Consider the following 463-nt stretch of genomic DNA (forward strand, 5'->3'; position numbering starts at 1 on the left):
GAAGACATTCTCGGTGATGGCGTTCTGGAGATTCTGCAGGACGGCTTCGGCTTCCTCCGCTCGGCTGACTCGTCCTATCTCGCCGGCCCGGACGACATCTACGTCTCGCCCAGCCAGATCCGCCGTTTCAACCTGCGTACCGGTGACACCATTTCCGGCAAGATTCGCCCGCCGAAAGACGGCGAACGCTACTTTGCCCTGCTGAAGGTTGATTCGATCAACTTCGACAAGCCGGAAAACACCAAGAACAAGATCCTGTTCGAAAACCTTACCCCGCTGTTCCCCGATGAGCGCCTGGTCATGGAAGCCGGCAACGGTTCCACCGAAGACCTGATGGCCCGCATCATCGATCTCTGCGCGCCGATCGGCAAAGGCCAGCGTGGCCTGCTGGTTGCACCGCCGAAGGCCGGTAAGACGCTGATGCTGCAAAACATCGCTTCGAACATCGCCCGCAACAACCCCG

1 protein-coding gene is annotated in these 463 nt (G+C 59.6%); it reads left to right on the forward strand.

Annotated features, from left to right (window positions below; all coding sequences use genetic code 11):
- The coding region (locus Tanf_RS16755) for a transcription termination factor Rho (protein WP_046826094.1) at positions 1-463 on the forward strand (463 nt) is incomplete at both ends.

The organism is Tannerella forsythia (assembly GCF_001006485.1).
GTDB lineage: Bacteria > Bacteroidota > Bacteroidia > Bacteroidales > Tannerellaceae > Tannerella > Tannerella forsythia.